This window comes from Leeuwenhoekiella sp. W20_SRS_FM14 (genome assembly GCF_052119605.1).
In the GTDB taxonomy this organism is placed as follows: Bacteria; Bacteroidota; Bacteroidia; order Flavobacteriales; family Flavobacteriaceae; genus Leeuwenhoekiella.
The window spans coordinates 787,494-804,841 of record NZ_JBGQOK010000001.1; the positions used below are offsets into that span (position 1 = coordinate 787,494).

16 protein-coding genes are annotated in these 17,348 nt (G+C 36.0%); 8 read left to right on the top strand and 8 right to left on the bottom strand.

Annotated features, from left to right (window positions below; genetic code table 11):
* The first annotated feature begins 470 nt into the window (after positions 1-470).
* Genes ACEN25_RS03315 through ACEN25_RS03325 form a run of 3 tightly spaced genes read left to right on the top strand, consistent with a single transcriptional unit; the run spans position 471 to position 3,227 of the window.
* On the top strand, positions 471-1,598 hold the full coding sequence (locus tag ACEN25_RS03315; RefSeq protein WP_441801641.1) for a porin: 1,128 nt from the start codon (positions 471-473) through the stop codon (positions 1,596-1,598).
* A gap of 20 nt (positions 1,599-1,618) precedes the next feature.
* Positions 1,619-1,957, top strand: coding sequence for a P-II family nitrogen regulator (locus ACEN25_RS03320; protein ID WP_028375160.1), 339 nt, complete (start codon positions 1,619-1,621; stop codon positions 1,955-1,957).
* Positions 1,958-1,988: 31 nt separating this feature from the next.
* Positions 1,989-3,227 (top strand): ammonium transporter, encoded by a 1,239-nt coding sequence (locus ACEN25_RS03325; protein ID WP_441801642.1) that lies wholly within the window; start codon positions 1,989-1,991, stop codon positions 3,225-3,227.
* 60 nt (positions 3,228-3,287) lie between these two features.
* Here ACEN25_RS03325 and ACEN25_RS03330 read toward each other — a convergent pair whose 3' ends face one another.
* Positions 3,288-3,632, bottom strand: a complete 345-nt coding sequence (locus tag ACEN25_RS03330) for a DUF4870 domain-containing protein (protein ID WP_441801643.1) — start codon at positions 3,630-3,632, stop codon at positions 3,288-3,290.
* A gap of 161 nt (positions 3,633-3,793) precedes the next feature.
* Between ACEN25_RS03330 and ACEN25_RS03335 the strand changes: the two genes are divergently transcribed.
* The gene (locus tag ACEN25_RS03335; protein WP_441801644.1) at positions 3,794-5,029 is read left to right on the top strand and encodes a hypothetical protein; all 1,236 of its coding nucleotides are present in this window, start codon (positions 3,794-3,796) and stop codon (positions 5,027-5,029) included.
* Between the two features lie 37 nt (positions 5,030-5,066).
* Here the strand turns inward: ACEN25_RS03335 and ACEN25_RS03340 are convergent, their stop codons facing one another.
* From ACEN25_RS03340 to ACEN25_RS03355, 4 genes are read right to left on the bottom strand one after another with little or no spacing between them, the layout of a single operon-like run.
* On the bottom strand, positions 5,067-6,536 hold the full coding sequence (locus ACEN25_RS03340; RefSeq protein ID WP_441801645.1) for a lipopolysaccharide biosynthesis protein: 1,470 nt from the start codon (positions 6,534-6,536) through the stop codon (positions 5,067-5,069).
* Between the two features lie 12 nt (positions 6,537-6,548).
* On the bottom strand, positions 6,549-7,832 hold the full coding sequence (locus ACEN25_RS03345) for a glycosyltransferase family 4 protein (RefSeq protein WP_441801646.1): 1,284 nt from the start codon (positions 7,830-7,832) through the stop codon (positions 6,549-6,551).
* 31 nt (positions 7,833-7,863) lie between these two features.
* Positions 7,864-10,311 carry a YfhO family protein gene (locus ACEN25_RS03350; RefSeq protein ID WP_441801647.1) on the bottom strand — a complete coding sequence of 816 codons (2,448 nt, stop codon included), beginning with the start codon at positions 10,309-10,311 and terminating at the stop codon, positions 7,864-7,866.
* A 29-nt stretch (positions 10,312-10,340) separates the two neighbouring features.
* Positions 10,341-10,601: a DUF4834 family protein gene (locus ACEN25_RS03355; RefSeq protein ID WP_441801648.1), complete on the bottom strand. Its 261-nt coding sequence runs from the start codon at positions 10,599-10,601 to the stop codon at positions 10,341-10,343.
* Positions 10,602-10,776: 175 nt separating this feature from the next.
* Here ACEN25_RS03355 and ACEN25_RS03360 point away from each other — a divergent pair, with 175 nt between their 5' ends.
* The gene (locus ACEN25_RS03360; RefSeq protein ID WP_441801649.1) at positions 10,777-11,667 is read left to right on the top strand and encodes a transporter; all 891 of its coding nucleotides are present in this window, start codon (positions 10,777-10,779) and stop codon (positions 11,665-11,667) included.
* Between the two features lie 37 nt (positions 11,668-11,704).
* Positions 11,705-12,823 (top strand): GNAT family N-acetyltransferase, encoded by a 1,119-nt coding sequence (locus ACEN25_RS03365; RefSeq protein ID WP_441801650.1) that lies wholly within the window; start codon positions 11,705-11,707, stop codon positions 12,821-12,823.
* Between the two features lie 33 nt (positions 12,824-12,856).
* Here ACEN25_RS03365 and ACEN25_RS03370 read toward each other — a convergent pair whose 3' ends face one another.
* Positions 12,857-13,540, bottom strand: a complete 684-nt coding sequence (locus tag ACEN25_RS03370; protein ID WP_441801651.1) for an SIMPL domain-containing protein — start codon at positions 13,538-13,540, stop codon at positions 12,857-12,859.
* 47 nt (positions 13,541-13,587) lie between these two features.
* On the bottom strand, positions 13,588-14,238 hold the full coding sequence (locus ACEN25_RS03375; RefSeq protein ID WP_441801652.1) for a rhomboid family intramembrane serine protease: 651 nt from the start codon (positions 14,236-14,238) through the stop codon (positions 13,588-13,590).
* Between the two features lie 54 nt (positions 14,239-14,292).
* On the opposite strand from ACEN25_RS03375, the gene ACEN25_RS03380 reads away from it, so the two are divergent.
* Complete coding sequence (locus tag ACEN25_RS03380) at positions 14,293-15,162, top strand: lysophospholipid acyltransferase family protein (RefSeq protein ID WP_441801653.1); 870 nt, start codon at positions 14,293-14,295, stop codon at positions 15,160-15,162.
* A gap of 60 nt (positions 15,163-15,222) precedes the next feature.
* Here the strand turns inward: ACEN25_RS03380 and glmM are convergent, their stop codons facing one another.
* Positions 15,223-16,611, bottom strand: coding sequence for a phosphoglucosamine mutase (glmM, locus tag ACEN25_RS03385; protein WP_441801654.1), 1,389 nt, complete (start codon positions 16,609-16,611; stop codon positions 15,223-15,225).
* A gap of 127 nt (positions 16,612-16,738) precedes the next feature.
* Between glmM and ACEN25_RS03390 the strand changes: the two genes are divergently transcribed.
* On the top strand, positions 16,739-17,347 hold the full coding sequence (locus ACEN25_RS03390) for an ACP phosphodiesterase (protein ID WP_441801655.1): 609 nt from the start codon (positions 16,739-16,741) through the stop codon (positions 17,345-17,347).
* Position 17,348: the final 1 nt, after the last annotated feature.

Genomic DNA, 17,348 nt, shown 5'->3' on the forward strand with positions numbered 1-17,348 from the left:
AATTTCTCCTCTTATTTAAAGACTGAATCATAAAGCTATTCAATAAACTTTTATGCTAATAATTTTAAAGAATAAGATTTTTATTATTCCATAATTAGCAATAAAACCGACTTAAAATGCAAACAAATCAAAATAAGTTAACAGATTTTATAAAAAATGAAACGCACTTTTTCAGTTTTTAAGGTTTTTTGGCAGAAAGTAAAAAATTGCATTTTCTTAAACCCATGTTAACATTTGACGTTTTCGATGCTTTTTTAACCACACAAACCTTAAAAAATCACGAAAAATGGACAAAACACACAATCAATTTCACAAAACACATCTTTATTAAGCCTTAAATAATGTTATACCCTAAAAAATAGGGGGTAAATTTTGATTAAATAATAAAAATTAAACAGTAACCCCTAAAATATTGGGGGTGGTCTTAAATATTATCTAGTTTAGCAACTCACCAATTAATCAAATTTAGAATGAAAAAATTACTACTACCTTTAATGATTTGCTTGAGCATTTCTGCAATAGCTCAAGAAGAAGAAACATCCTGGTCTGATGGTTTTACACTTTCGGGTTCTGTAGATGCCTATTTCAGACAAAATCTTAATGCTCCAAATAAATTAATTGATACAGATGCAGACGGGGAAGTAGATAGTTATGTCGCTCCCGGTTCTTCTTTTGCAAACCAGCCTGGTTTTGCTTTAGGTATGGCCAATCTTATTATTGGTTATGAAAAAGGAAATGTAGGAGTTGTTGCAGATCTTGTCTACGGTCCTCGTGGTACAGACGCTGTTTTTGGCTCTACTACAGCAAGTTCTAGTATTGTTAACCAATTATATGTGTACTGGAATGTGAGTGAAAAAGTAAAATTAACCTTTGGTAACTGGAATACCTATTTAGGTTATGAAGTGATTTCGCCTGCAGCAAATTTCAACTACTCTACCTCTTATATGTTCTCTTACGGTCCTTTCTCTCACTCTGGTCTTAAAGCAGATTTTGCCCTTGACGATAATTGGAGCGCAATGCTTGCTGTTATGAACTCTACAGATTACACAGACTATAATCCTTTTGGTGGTTACACTGCCGGTGCGCAGCTGGGGTATTCTGCAGATGCAGGCAGTGCTTACTTAAACTTCTTATATGGTGATCAGGATGGTGACTATACAGATATGGGCATAGGCGAAGGTGTAGGTGCTACTTTTCAAGTAGATCTTACAGCTGGATTAGACCTTTCAGATTCTTTTTACTTAGGTCTTAATACAACGTATAACACTACCGAAGCAGGAGATTTAGGTGGTGATTCATTCGGTTTTTACGGTGTTGCGTTATACGCACAAATCGCAGCAAGCGAAACCTTTTCTGTAGGTCTACGCCCAGAGTATTTTAGCCAGTTTGGTGGTTTTGATGCAATAGGTGGAAATGACGCTAACGGAGACGGAAATGTATTTGCTTTAACCTTATCTGGTAACGCAAAAGTTGGCCCTCTTACTTTTATTCCCGAATTTAGATTAGATTCTGCTAGCGAAGATGTATTCTTGGATGGTGATTTAACACCACAAGGAAGCTTAGGGTCCTTCCTGCTTGCTGCCGTATATTCATTTTAATCTAAAACACAAATTACACAATGAAAAAAATCGAAGCGATTATTAGAAAATCAAAATTTTCAGCCGTAAAGAAGGCTTTACATGAAAAAGGAGTAAACTTTTTCTCTTATTGGGATGTTACCGGGCTGGGTAATGAAAAACACGGTCACGTTTATCGTGGTGTTTCATACAGCACAAGTGACATACAGCGTAGATACTTATCAATAGTAGTAAACGATGACTTTGAGCAAATAACCATTGCAGCTATTCTTGAAGCAGGATCTACAGGAGAAGTAGGTGACGGGAAAATATTTGTTTCTGACATTAAAGAAGCCTACAGAATACGAACAGGTAAAAAAGGTGGCGACACTTTAAACTAAACTAATCAACCCTAACAAAACAAATTAATATATGGAAGCAGGATTATTTACAGCAAACAACGTATGGATGATGATCTGTACAGGGCTTGTGTTTTTTATGCACCTTGGATTCTCATTACTTGAAATAGGACTTACTCGCGAGAAAAACACGATAAACATTTTATTTAAAAATGTGTTTATCATCTGCATAGGTCTATTAGTATATTATATAGGAGGTTTTAACCTAATGTATCCTGGCTTTGCAGAAGATTCTTCAGGGATTTTTAGCTTTGCCGGATTTGGTATTGCCCCTCCAGAAAATGGTATGACTCCAGAATATGCAGATGGTGGTTACACATGGTGGACAGATTTCTTATTTCAGGGAATGTTTGCCGCTACAGCTGCAACTATAGTTTCTGGTGCAGTAGCAGAGCGTATTAAACTAGGCGCCTTTATGATTTTTACAGTTATCTATGTAGGCTTAGTATACCCTATAGTAGGTTCCTGGAAATGGGGTGGCGGTTTCTTAGATGCAATGGGTTTTTATGACTTTGCAGGTTCTACTCTTGTACACTCTGTAGGTGGCTGGGCTGCGCTTATTGCAATCTACTTACTGGGAGCACGTATAGGTAAATTTGATGAAAATGGTAAAGCAAATGCTATACCGGGACACAATATTCCTTTTGCTGTAGCAGGAGTATTAATTCTTTGGTTAGGATGGTTTGGCTTTAATGGAGGTTCTGTACTATCTGCAGATCCTGCTTTAACATCTTTAACACTGGTGACAACCTCTTTAGCTGCCGCAGCAGGTGGTGTAAGTGCATTTATAGTTTCTACTATTATGTATAAAAACTACGATTTAACCATGTTCCTAAACGGAATTTTAGGAGGTCTGGTAGGTATCACAGCAGGTGCAGATCAAATGTCTCCTAATGACGCAGTTATTATAGGGGTTATAGCAGGTGCAATTATTGTTTTTGGTGTTGCTTTAGTAGACAAATTAAAATTAGACGATCCTGTAGGAGCTGTAGCAGTACACTTAATATGTGGTATCTGGGGTACCTTAGCTGTAGGTATATTTGGTGCTATGGCTAGTATGGAGCAGTTTGTTACCCAATTAACGGGTGTAGGTATTGTAGGTGCATTCTGTTGTACAACAGCTTTTATAATCTTGTTTGTACTGAAAAAGACTATGGGTCTTCGAGTTTCTGAAAAAGAAGAACTTGAAGGTTTAGACGAGCACGAACACGGTATGAGCGCTTATCCTGATTTTGGATTAAACGAACATTAAAATTTCGGTTATTACTTTTTAAAAACCCCGCATCTTCTGATGCGGGGTTTTTTTATTTAATTACGTTAAGAATTGATACGATAACGGGTAATACGTATGTTCTCCATTTATTGCTTTTATAGCATTAATGATAGGGAAAATAAAAATAAGCACAGCTAGAATAATAAGGCCGAGAACACCAAGCCCAAAAAGGAAAATTGCCGGCACACAAAACAACGTTAGGATAAACGTGCTGATTTGAAAATTCAAGATTTGCTTTCCTTGAGAATCCATATCAAAAACTTTATCTTTTTGGGTTAACCACAATACCAATGGTATTACGAAGCCTCCAAAACCTGTAACAAAATTTATTAATTGACTTAAATGTGCGAGTGCAACTAAATTTCTATCCTCTCTTAAGTTCATGATTTTTTGATATTTGATTGATTATTATATAAGTACCCAAATCAAACCATTTGTTACACAACCCAAAACATGTGTTTTTAAATTATGGCACACTCCTTGTAAAGTATGATATGTACCATCCAAAAAGTTCAAAGAGTACAAACCATTAAAATTTAGAAATCATGAAAAACTTATTCTTTCTTTTTATAGGCCTTATGTCTGGCCTTACTCCAATACAAGCGGAGTCCCTGGATGCTACTTCGACCCGATATGATGGCAGTCGTTATATTTTTGTTGAAGGTGGTGTTGAATTTTCGGTTTACCCAGATGGTGAATTCGATTTTGTTCTACCTCAAATAGCTCAAAGAGCAGTTAACGTAAATGTAAATGCGGGCCCTGTAAATATTAGCTATAACTCGGGTTACAATTACGATCCTTATGTTCAATACGATGATTATGGTGCGGTATTACAAATAGAAGATGTTCCTATTTACTACGATAACTGGGGTAGAATTACACAGGCAGGTAATGTATATATAAACTACCGCAATGATCGTATTGTAAATGTAGGTGGGTTGAATGTTTTTTATAACGGATCAAGATTTTCGCACGTAACCGGTTATATAAATATATACAACAGAGGTTATGTGTACCATCCCTACCATAATTTTTTCTACCGCCCGTTTTTTGATAGATGTCTAGTGTATAATACACCGTACAGAAGATATTATCGTCCTGTACGTTATGATTACGCATATCACAGAAGTCATTACAATCAAGGTTACCGTAATGGGTATGCAAATGCATATCACGACTTTAAAAGACCTAAAGGACGTGTGGCACATAATAACGCAAGAAGAGGCAGTTATGCAACAGCTAGGACTCAAGTAAATAACGATAGACGCTATGCTACTAATTCTAGAAGTGCTGTTACTAGTAGATCTAATACAAGTCGTTCTCAGGAAGCTAAGAGAAATACAAATTCTAGACAGTATAGTAAATCAAATCAGGTGCAAAGTCGTTCTGGCAATACAAGAAGTAATTCAGCAAGATCCTCTACTCCATCACGCAATAGTAAATCACCTGCTATAATTGATTCACGAGGTTCTAGAAACGCAAGCCCTGAAGTCTATAGAACTGCAAATTCACGTAGCTCTACAACGAGGTCATCACAGTCTGCTCAACGAGCTCCACAAAGAAATACTTCAACACAACGAGCAGTAACTCAACGCGCGTCTCGAGGTAATAGTTCGCAACGACAGGTAGCGCAGAGAAATACGTCACAGCAACGTTCTGCTGCACCTAAGCGTACTGTTCAAAGTTCTCAAAATTCACGCAGCAGCAATGCCGCCAGAACAAGTAAAAGTTCAAATAGAGAACGTTCTTCTGAGAGAGGCTCAAGAGGAAGAGGCAATTAAAATTTTGGTTGGTTAGTTGGAAGATCCCGTTTTTGATTTATTCAAAGCGGGATTTTCGTTTTAAGATATAATCGTTTATCCATTTATATATCTCGGGAGAGAGTTTAAAGAAATAAACTACACTTAAATAGCTAAGACTTATTATCAATGATTTTAATGCAATCGCTAACAACGGATTTATAGTAAAATCCCAAAAATAAAAAGCTAAACCAAGTAGCACGAGTAAGAATGTTGTGTATAGCGTTTCTCGAGTAAAGGGGTGCATCTTAAATTTTTTAAACACCACTACAATTTTAGCAAATGCATAACCTACTGAAGCTATAAAGGTCGCTATAGCGGCACCATTTATTCCTAGTTTTGGTATAAAGATAAGATTAAGAGCTACCGCTACGATAACTAAGAAAACGCCCAATACAAGCACCAGTCTATAATAATCGCTGTTGTATAATATTGCGTTATTATTTCCTAAAATGTTGTCTACTAATTTTGCAAGCGAAATCAAAAGCACCACGTAAAGTCCCTTACTGTATGCAGGATCTAAAATTAAATAAAGACTTTTTATATTGCATACAATTAACAACAGAAGAAGACCAGAAATTATATAGAGTGTAAGTGAGCTTTTTTTATAGAGATCTTTGAGCTCTAAAAACCGTCTTTCATTAAGATAATTAGCCGTCAACGGATACATAATCTGATGCATCGCTCTGGCCGGTACAGCAATTACAGCGGCTATATAAATTCCTACTGAATAGTAAGCAACATTTTCAATTGGCACCAGCTTACCCAGCATAAACATGTCAATTTCTAAAATCATTACCGCTACAGAACCTGCTATGATTATAAGCACACTATATTTAAGTATCGCAACCCATTCATAAGGTATTGCCAGTCTCAACCTTGGCCTTTTTAAATAAAAAGCATACCCCATCATAATACCCATACGTAACATATAAACTACACCCACCCCATATAAAAAATCTTGAGTAGTTATAATTTTTAATGCAAAAAATAAAAGAAGAATCATTACTCCTAAACGGTGAAAAACCTCATTCATTATATTCCCAAAGACACTACGCAACTGTGCTTTTGAATATGCATAGGCAATCTCAAAATATGCCATTGCAAAAGCAATAATTCCTATGAGAAAGACATAAGGGCGTACAATTTCATTTTTTGAAGCTAAAAAAGTTACAAGTTCATCATAGAAAATCCCAATGAGAATAGAGCTTGGTATTAATACAAGTAACGGCAAAAGCAACATAAAACTTAGAAATACATCTTGACTTCTACCACTATATCTGGAGTAGAACTTAATAAGTGTATTTTGGGCACCCACAGCGATAAAAGGCATAGCTAGTGTTGCGCTACTCAATAAAAAACCTACCAAACCATAATACTCATCTTTAAAGAATTGAACATAAAGTACCAATGTGTTTAAGGCACCTATTCCAAAACCAAGATAGGTGGTTATGAGGTTTTTAAAAGATTGTGAAGAGACAATTCCCATATAGGCTTTAATCTAAAATTGATATAGTATTTCTGAAAGTTGTCTGGTTAATTCTTTGCGGGTAAAGGCTGTCAAATCTGAAGTATTTTGAGAAATACCGCCTGTTTTATACCTATTATAATATTCTAATATGGTGTTTTTTAGTTGCGCTTTATTTCCATACGAAAAATAAGAACCACTTTTTGCCTGTTCCAGTATTTCTATAATATCAGAATCTTTTGGACCTATTGCTATTATAGGCCTTTTAGAGGCTAAATACTCAAATAATTTACCGGGAATTATCGCCTGGGTATCGTAAGAATCAATTTCGATTAAAAGTAGTAGCTGCGCACTGCATTGCCTGCGTATTGCTTCCTGATGCGAGACGTAACCGGGCAACTCTAAATTTGGAGACAAATGATAACGTTCTATATTTTGAATTACAGTAGTACTTACTTTACCGGTTAGCTGAATACGCAAATCTTGAGAAAAATCATTATGCTCTTGCTTAAGTTCACTCAAGGCCTGCCACAATATATCTGGATTACGATCTTCAAGAAGCGAACCTATATGCGCTAATGTAAACTTAGTATCTAAGGGCACTGTTGCATCATAGACAGTATCAAAGCCATTTGTAATACAGGTAATAGGCGTTGTCGTCGTTTTACTAAAATCACTTTTAGTAGTAGGACTGGTAACTATAATATGATCTGCTTTATTTAATACCTCAAACTCGAGATCTACATGTTTTTGACGAGATTTCTGAGTAAGTTTTAATTTTTTCTGATAACCTATAGTCGTCCAGGGATCTCTAAAGTCTGCAACCCAGGGAAGCTGTGTTTGTTTTTTTAACTGTAGTCCTATAAGATGTAAACTGTGTGGCGGTCCTGTAGTTATAATAACATCAATAGTTGTTGACTTTAGGTAAGATTTCAAATATTTGACCGAAGGTTTTATCCACCATTTGCGGGCATCAGGAATAAATAGATTTCCACGTACAAAGAGCATCAGACGTTGAAGTAGACCCTGCTTTTCCTTATCTTTAATAATACCGCTGCTTATTTGGTCTGTTTGTTTTTTAGAAAACAATTGTGCTAAGCCATAGGGTTCTTTTATAGGATGTTTTAAAACAGTAATCCCCTGCGGAATTTCTGCTTCTAAGCTTGCATCAACTATTGGATAATGCGGATTTTCAGGCACATAAACTATCGGTTCTATATCAAAGTCACGTAGGTATTTTACAAATTTTAGCCAGCGCTGCACCCCGGGACCACCCGCAGGAGGCCAATAATAACAAATGATCAGGGCTTTTTTCACACAACACGGTTCTAATTTCTAACTGAAAATTTTAAGCTTCAGTTTCAACTTTTTGTTTGTTCTTTCTAAAACTTAAAAACAAGGATCCCAGAAGAATCAAGATTACAATTATATTACTTGCAAGACTTATTTTGCTTCCGGTTTTTATTACTTTAGGCTCAAACTTAAATTCTATTGTATGAGTTCCTTCAGGTACCATTAATGCTCTTAGAATATAATCTGCTTTTAAATAATCAACCTGGTTTCCGTCTATATAAGCATTCCATCCATTAGGATAATACACTTCACTAAAGACAGCAAGACGCTCTACTCCTGTTGTAGCTTTATACTTTAAATAATTGGGTTGATGCTCAATTAATTTTATACTAGCAAGACTATCTTCAGGAAAAATTAAGCCTCCCAGTTCGTTTTTATATCTCTCATTTACAACGGCAGTTTGAAGCGTATTTAGATTATCAAGAGCTAAAATCTCGGCATCTGCATTAGGTACAAGTTTTACATTTTGAACAAACCACACATTGCCATTTGCATTGGGGTTAATTTGTACCTGCTCCTCTCCTTCTTCATTTTGAGTAATTACATATTTTACATTTAAAATATTAAGCGGCGCCATTTTACCTTGATATAAATAAAAGTCAGCAAGATCTGCCAGTCTTCCCGGCTTAGCACCGTGATACCCACCTATAGAACTGTGAAAATAACTGGTACGTGCACCATTAAGCCCTATACTTTGCTCATAAACACGATAGCGCGTTGTATCCTGTAATATTTGTTGATCTGCTGCAGATTGTTGAAAGGGTTGCTCAACCAATCGTGCGGCCATAAAATTTTCTGAATTTACATAACGCCTGTCAACCTGAACCAAATCAAATACAATTAGTATTGTAAGAACAATTAACACCTGGTTTTCTGAAATTTTCTTTTTTAGATAAAACCAAAGAACCGCAGCTGCCATAATAACAAGAACAAACGTTTTAATGCTGTCGCTTACTAAAAGTGCTTTACGATCTTCCTTTACGGCATTTATAAATTCCATCCCAAAATTCTGAATGAAATACGCGTCGTTTCCGCCGGCAAATGAAAATAGACTTCCTTTAAAAAGTAAAATTATTAGAGCCAATCCTGCGGTGATGCCGGTACTCCATTTTAAAGCTAATAACTTGCGTTCTACCGGTTCTGTTAGCTGAAGTATTTTAAATAATCCGAATAATGCCAAAACAGGAACACACAATTCTGCTATCACCTGTATAGAGGTTACTGCTCGAAATTTATTGTATAGTGGGAAGTAATCAATAAATAAATCTGTAAACCAGGCTAAATTACTCCCATAGCTAAGAAGCAATGATAAAACCGTACCTCCTACAAGCCACCATTTTAATCTGCCTCGTACCAGAAATAATCCTAAAACAAACAGAAATACAATTATTGCGCCTAAATAGGCAGGTCCCGAAACTCCCGGTTGGCTTCCCCAATAATAAAGACCAAATTGCCCGTAAACAGATTCTATCTGAGCCGGTGGCACGCCTTGTTTCAGTAAAAAGTTAGCAAAGACACTATCTTTATTATAAGGTTCAGAATTTGAACCGCCGTAAAGCCCGGCAATAAATAAATCTAAAGTTTCAGAAATACCATAACTATACTGGTTTATGTAAGCTTTATCAAGACCTACTATATCTTCTTTAGGAGAACCATCTGGAGTAATTGTCAATTCACTTTTTCCGCGGGTACTAAATGAGCTGTATTCTGAAGTAGCCATTAAACTCGCTGCGTTAGTCCCAACAGCAAGAACCACAGCAAGTATTAAAATACCTACGCTCTTAAAGTAATGCGCAAGTTCTTTTTTACGTATCGTATCTATAAGGTAAGCAATACCTAAAACAACTACAAGAAGCATAAGGTAGTAGGTCATTTGCACGTGGTTAGCCACGATCTCCAGTGCCATTGCCAACGTAGTAAGTATAAAGCCCCAAATATAGTTGCGCCTAAATGTGAGTAAAACACCACTTAATACCAGCGGCATATACGCAATAGCATGGGCTTTAGCGTTATGCCCCACTCCTAATATGATAATTAAATAACTCGAGAACCCAAAAGCTAATGCACCCAGTGCAGCATAACGCCAGTCTAGTTTTAAAACGAGTAGTAAAATATAAAAACCTATAAAATAGAGAAATAAATAGTCTGCAGGTCTCGGTAAAAACCGAATTCCTAAATCAAGACTTTTAATCCAGTTATTAGGATATTTAGCACCTAATTGATAGGTAGGCATTCCGCCAAATGCAGCATCTGTCCAGTAAGGCTCCTCCCCGGTTTGTGCTCTAAAGTCCATTTGCTCCTTAGCCATACCGCGATATTGCTGTATATCACTTTGAAACATTTTTTTACCCGAAAGTACCGGACTAAAATAAAGAAGTGCAGTAACTATAAATACAAATACCACAGCAACGTGTGGTCCTATTTTTTTAAACGAAAAACTCATAGAATGTAACTGTAACTAAAGGGTTGAAATTACTCAATTTCTTCGTAATCGATATATTCACCCACCTTTTTATTTGAAGTCCTGTCTTGATTGGGGACTTTTTCAATAACGATCTCACCCTCTGGTTTTGTATGCGTATTCTGGTTTTTAAAACCACCGGCCATATTTTGAAAACGTTCTCCCGCTTTTTTAGCGATGTAACGCACTAAATAAGGTGCTGCCAACCTAAAAAGTATGCGCAACCCAAAAAATATAAGCAGAATTATAAGTATGGTTTGTAACAATTTCATCTTTGTACTATTTGTTGTAAAATTAACTATTCGCTAATTCTTTATACCTAAAAAAAGAATAAAACAACACCCTGCTCTTATCAATTGATCTTTAGGCTATCTCTTATATTTACACTATGTTTGTGAGATTACACAAGAATATATCTAGTGTAAACCTCAAAAATTATAATGTATTATGCTAGGGAGATTAATTTTTGGTAGTATTTTGCTTCTAAGTATTAGCACGCAAGAAGCTAACGCTCAATACACTGAAACTATTAATTCTAACAGGCCGGGACAATCGCAAGGTGCTTTTGCTCCTGGTCGAGGCGTTCTGCAGGCAGAACTAGGTACGACATTAGGAAGAGAATCGCACAATCTAAGGTTTACTGAAACAGATAATATAGGCGCAGAATTTGCCATACGTTATGGTGCCATACGAGAGCAATTAGAATTTATAGTAAACGGTAATTTTCTTTATGAAGATATTACGCCCACAGCCGGCAATGCTGAGCCGTATACACAAAGTGGATTTCCTATTGTAACAGCAGGTGCTAAATACCTTATCTACGACCCCTACAAAAATAGAGAAGATAAAATAAACCTTTATAGTTACTGGGCAAATCGCAGATTTAAATGGAATACATTAATCCCGGCTGTATCTATCTATTCTGGTGCAAATTATGTGTATAAAAACAATAATCCGTTTTTACCAGACAGTCAGGCTGGGTTTACACCTAAAGCAGTTCTAATTACACAACACAACTGGGGACTCTGGGTTTGGGTAAATAATTTTATCTACGACCAGTTTTTAACAGACTATCCTACAAAAGCCTGGATCACCACAATGACCCACTCTTTTAATCCAAAAATTGCAGCTTTTGCAGAAATTCAAATTATCTCAAGTGATATATATTCTGATGATTTGTTACGTTTTGGTGGTGCTTATCTAATTAGTAAAAACTTACAGGTAGATTTAAGTGCATTAGTAAACTTTAAAGAAACTCCTAAGCGCAGGCAATTGGGATTAGGAGTGTCGTATAGACTAGATTTTCATAGTAAAGACGAGTTACTTCCGCAGAAATAAAAATACGGTTACCTTTACACGCTATTTAAAAATTACAATGATTACGATTAAAGAAATGAAAACGAAAAAGGAATTGACGCAGTTTGTCAAATTCCCATTTTCGCTATACAAGAAAGACAGTAACTGGGTTCCACCATTAATTAATGATGAGCTTGAAAGTATGGACTCAAATACGAATCCTGTTTTTAAGAATGCTGAAGCTCGCTTTTTTCTAGCTTATAAAAATGATAAGCCTGTAGGACGTATAGCTGCAATCATTAATCGTATTGAAATAGATGAGCAGGGAAAACCCAAAATGCGCTTTGGGTGGTTTGATGTTATAGATGATCTAGAAGTTACAAAAGCATTAATCGCTGAAGTTGAAAAAATAGGTGTTGCCAATAACTTAAAGTGGATTGAAGGTCCGGTAGGTTTTAGTAATATGGAAAAAGCCGGATTGCTTATTGAAGGTTTTGAGTATTTAAATACCATGATTACATGGTATAACTACCCGTATTATAAAGAGCACTTTGAAAAACTGAATTTTGAAAAAGCTTCAGAATGGGTTGAATTTAAAATTCAAATCCCAAAAAAATCTCCGGAAAAAGTTGAAAAATTTGCGCGTATCGTTCAACAACGCTACAAGCTTAAAATGATTCATTTTAAGAATACAAAAGAGATTATACCTTACGTAGATGATATGTTTGGCCTTCTTAATAAAACCTATAGCGAGTTAAGCACCTTTGTGCCTATTCAGCAATATCAAATAGATCACTACAAAGAGAAGTACATTAAGTATATAAATCCTAATTATATAAAATGTATTGAAGATGCAAACGGTAAATTGATCTCGTTTGCCATTACGATGCCTTCTTTTAGTAATGCCCTTAAAAAAGCTAACGGTAGCCTTTGGCCTTTTGGCTTTATTCATATGCTACGCGCCCGTTCTAAAAACGATACAGCAGCTTTTTACCTCATAGGTATAGATCCTGAATATCAGGGAAAAGGTCTTACTGCAGTAATCTTTCAGGCGATGCAAGATCTATTTTCTGCTAACGGAATAACAGAAGTAGAAACTAATCCTGAACTGGAAGAAAATAAAGCTATACAGCAATTGTGGAAGAATTACGAGCATGTAATGCATAAAAAAAGAAGGACCTATAAACGTGATTTATAGATCCTTCAAGATTTATTTTATAGTAGTTTTTTTCTAATTTAAAAGCTCAAAAGAAATTTGAATTTTTGAAGTTATGGTTATTTCTCCCGGAGCTAAAGTTCGCTGAGAAGAATCCATAGACTCAGACATCATCGCTGCTTTGTACATAGGCTGTGGTTGTGGTGCATTTGTACTTTGTTCTGCAATCATAAGAGCTTTACCTATTTTTTGATTAAGAACACCTGCATATTCCTGTGCTTTCATCTTGGCATCAGCTACAGCTTTTTTACGTGCTTCTGCCTCATAAGTTTCCATCTTTGAAGAACCAAAATCAACACCATTAATTGTGTTAATCCCTGAAGCTACAAGACCAGACATTACCTCGTCATAACGCGATAAATCTTTCAGTTTTACCGAAATAGTCTGACTGGCGTTGTAATTATATGTTTTGGTATTGTAATCGTAATTTTTGTTTAAACTCACATATTCAGTCTGTACCTGGTTTTGTGGGATATTCATTTTCATTAAAAAAGCCAGTACTTTATCTACTGAAGTATCATTTTCAGATTTTACAGTTTCTGCGACTTTACCTTGTGTTTGTACACCCAGGCTTATAGTAACCTCGTCTGGTACAGCAATTACTTTACCTTCGCCTGTTACACTTACAGATGGTTGTATTTGTTGAGCGTTTGCCAATGTAGTCATAGCTGTAATAGCTAAAATTAAAATAGTTTTCATATAAGATTGTTTTATTGTTTGCTTAACTATAGGCAAGACCTGTGCCATTATATCTTCCCGGTCTTGTTGAGAATAAAGAGAATAATGATAGGAATTGCTAAAAGTCCTACCATCAAGGTGTTAACCTGAAGCAATATAGGAACCATTAACAAAGTAATAACATAACCCCCTACTGCCCCACCAAAATGCGCATCGTGACCTATATTATCATTATTTGCCCGCATTCCATAAATCGAGTACAGTAAGTACCCAATACCAAAGATATAAGCTGGAATAGGCACAGGAATAAAGAACATATATAAACTCATATCTGGGTTTAGCAAAATCGCAGAATATAATATCCCAGAAACTGCACCACTCGCTCCTACAGCTGTATAGTGATATTCATCTTTGTGAAAATAATAGGAAAGTAAATTACCTAAAACAAGACTTCCTAGATAAATAACGATAAATTCCCAATTACCTAAAAAGCCAATTACTATAGGAGCAAAAAAATACAAGGTTAGCATATTAAAAAATAAGTGCGAATTGGTCACATGCAAAAAGCCCGAAGAAAGAATGCGTACATGTTCACCTCTGCGTATGGCTCCGGTATTAAATTTGTATTTCTCAAAAAATGAATAGTCTTTAAAACCCTTCATTGAGATTAACACATTTACTGCTATAACAATAACGGTAACCAAGTTCAAATCGCCCATACTTTCACTAATTTAGCCTCAAATATACCTATATTTACCCAAAATTTACCGCTCATGCAATGGCTTATATTCTGGCTTGTTTACCCGCTTTTGTGGCTTTTATCGCGTCTTCCGTTTTGGTTATTTTATAAAGTTTCTGATCTGGTCTACATACTGGTCTACTACCTTGTAGGTTACCGTAAAAAAACTGTGAGATTTAATCTTAAAACTGCTTTTCCTGAAAAATCTGATGCCGAGTTATTAAAGATTGAAAAGGAGTTTTACAGCCATATGTGTGATATGTTTCTTGAGATGATCAAATCAATCTCTATTTCTGCGGAAGAATTAAAGAAACGATTTGAACTGCCAGATTTAGATATCATACACAAACTAGCAGAAGAGCGCAGGAGTTCTCTTATCGTTATGGGGCATTACGCCAGCTACGAGTGGCTAACGGCCTTGCAATTTTACTTTGACCATAGCGGTTATGGTATTTATAAACGTATTAAGAATCCGTATTTTGATAAACTTATACGAGATATACGAGGAAAGTGGAATTCTGAATTGATAAATAACAAAGAAGCCACATTTATTATAAAAAAACAGCAACGTGCAGGTAAAATGGCGACATATGCTTTTATCGCAGATCAATCTCCTAAAACCCGAAAAAACCAATATTGCACAGATTTTTTAGGTCAGAATGTACCCTTCTTTACAGGAATAGAGCGTTTAGCAATAGCCGAAAATATGCCGGTATTATACCTCGCTGTTGATAAAGTAAAACGAGGTCATTATAAAGCAGTTTTTAAAGTAATTACTGAAGACCCACAATCACTACCTGAATATGCTATCACAGATGCTTTTATAACTAACTTAGAAGCTCAAATACGCAATGCGCCACAATATTACTTGTGGACGCATAAACGTTTTAAGCACGCGGAGTAATCGTATACAGTATATTTATTAAACACCCATCGAGGTTTAACAACTAACTGTTTACTACTTTTAGATACCTGCTAGTTCTTTAATTTCTGCAATCATGGCATCAGCAACTTGATCTGCCTCAGCTTGTGAAAATGCTTCGGTATAAATACGAATTATGGGCTCTGTATTTGACTTTCTTAAGTGAACCCAGTGTTTTTCAAAATCAATTTTTACACCATCTATCGTATTTACTTCTTCATTATTATAGCTAGCCGCGATTGTTTCTAAAATTTTATCAACGTCAAGAGTCGGAGTCAATTCAATCTTCTTCTTACTCATAAAGTAAGATGGGTAACTCGCACGAAGTTCACTTACCTTAATCTTCTTTTTAGCTAAATGGGTCAAAAATAATGCAACACCTACCAGCGCATCACGACCGTAATGTGATTTTGGGTAAATAATTCCACCATTGCCTTCTCCACCTATCACTGCGTTTACTTCTTTCATTTTTGTCACCACATTAACTTCACCTACTGCCGAAGCGTGATACTTGCCGCCGTGTTTTAAGGTAACATCACGTAGAGCTCTTGACGAACTTAAATTAGATACGGTATCTCCCGGGTTTTCGCCTAAAATATAATCTGCACAGGCTACAAGTGTGTATTCTTCTCCAAACATTTCGCCGGTCTCATCTATAAAAGCCAGGCGATCAACATCAGGATCTACCACAATACCAAGATCTGCATCTTCTTCTTTAACTAATGCACAGATATCACCTAAATGCTCTTTTAAAGGTTCTGGATTGTGCGGAAAATGTCCTGTGGGATCACAATACAACTTAACCGTGTGTACGCCTAAACGATTTAATAGCATAGGTATAGCGATACCTCCTGTAGAGTTGACACCATCAACGACAATCTTAAACTTTGCTGCCTTAATTGCGTCTTCATCTACAAGCTCTAAATCGAGTACCTCATCTATATGAATATCTATATAAGCATCGTTTTTATGTATCTCGCCTAGATCATCTACTTCTGCAAATTGTAAATCTACAGATTCAGATAATTTTAGGATTTCTGCTCCCGCTTCAGCATTTAAAAACTCTCCATTACTATCTAAAAGTTTTAACGCGTTCCATTGCTTAGGATTGTGTGAGGCTGTTAATATAATACCACCATCTGCGTGCTCTAATTGTACAGCTATCTCAACGGTAGGTGTTGTAGAAAGATCTAAATCTATTACGTGAATTCCCATACCTACTAAAGTTTGCATAACAAGCTGCTGCAACATCTCCCCACTTAAACGAGCATCACGACCTACTACAACGCGATGCGTTTCTTTATTGCGCTGATTTTTTATATAGGTCCCATAAGCAGCAGCAAATTTAACAGCATCAATTGGTGTTAAATTTTCTCCCGGTTGGCCGCCTATTGTTCCGCGTATTCCTGATATAGATTTTATTAGGGTCATAGTTATTTAGCATTCTAAATTATTGAATCATTTTTAAAAATTAATTCTTTAACTAAACTGAATTAATTCTGGACAAATATAGCCAATCACACCACTACCCTAAGTTGATAATTTGTAATTTAAGCCTGTGAATTATTTAGCGCATATCTATCTTTCTGGTGACGACACGCTCGTAACACTTGGTAATTTTATGGCAGACGGCATAAAAGGAAAACAGTACAAAGAATTTTTACCTCAATTGCAAAAAGGAATTTTACTGCATCGCGGTATAGACACCTTCACAGACTCACACCCTATTGTAAAGCAAAGCACTAAGCGTTTACATAGCAAATACAGTCACTATAGTGGTGTTATTGTAGACATTTTATACGATCACTTTCTTGCTAAGAACTGGCGTATTTATTCAGATGAACCGCTCGCCGTATATATAGAAAAATTTTATGACAGCCTTGATGAGAATTACGAGTTACTTACCCCTGGCATTCAGCGTATGATACCTCACATGATTGCAGATAACTGGTTACTGAGTTATTCTGAAATAAGTGGCATAGGCACAGTTTTGTACAATATGAACAGACGTACTCGTAACATAAGCGGTATGGACCGTGCCGTTGAAGATCTACAACTACATTATCACGATTTTGAGAACGAATTCACGCGCTTTTTTGAAGAATTGAGGCACTTTTGCCAGTTAAAACGGGAAGAACTCGACCTAAAATTCAGTATAAAAAAATAAT